This is a genomic window from Paenibacillus oleatilyticus (assembly GCF_018998565.1).
Lineage (GTDB): Bacteria > Bacillota > Bacilli > Paenibacillales > NBRC-103111 > Paenibacillus_G > Paenibacillus_G oleatilyticus.
The window spans coordinates 1-359 of record NZ_JAHNZO010000159.1 but is presented as its reverse complement, the minus strand read 5'-3'; the positions used below and the strand labels follow the sequence as shown (position 1 = coordinate 359).

The following is a 359-nucleotide window of genomic DNA, read 5'->3' as shown; positions in this document are numbered from 1 at the left end:
AGGGAGGAACACAAAAGACGGAGAAGTGATCGCTCCAGGCGGCACGCACGATGGAGGAAAAGTGAACGGGAGAGGACGCAGTGAGGAGGAACAAATGGGAGAAGACGCCCGGAAGAATTACCTGAAGAAGACTTCGAAATGATCGGAAAGAAGAGAAGAGGAAAGGAAAGAAGGGGGGGAAAAGGAGGGAGAATGAGGGGGGAGGAAGGAAGAGGGGGAGAGAAGAAGAGAGAAGGAAGAGGGGAAAGGAGGGAAGGAAAAGGGGAAAAGGAGAAGGGGAGGAAGGAGAGGAAGAGGGGTACAATTCGGTTATCCTTGAGATGGAGAAGGGAAGAAAGTAAAGTGTAATGGGTGAGGAG

Annotated in this window: 1 protein-coding gene; it reads left to right on the top strand. The window is 51.5% G+C overall.

From position 1 onward, the window contains the following. The first annotated feature begins 138 nt into the window (after nucleotides 1–138). Nucleotides 139–348: a hypothetical protein gene (locus KQX66_RS36755; protein ID WP_216798437.1), complete on the top strand. Its 210-nt coding sequence runs from the start codon at nucleotides 139–141 to the stop codon at nucleotides 346–348. Nucleotides 349–359: the final 11 nt, after the last annotated feature.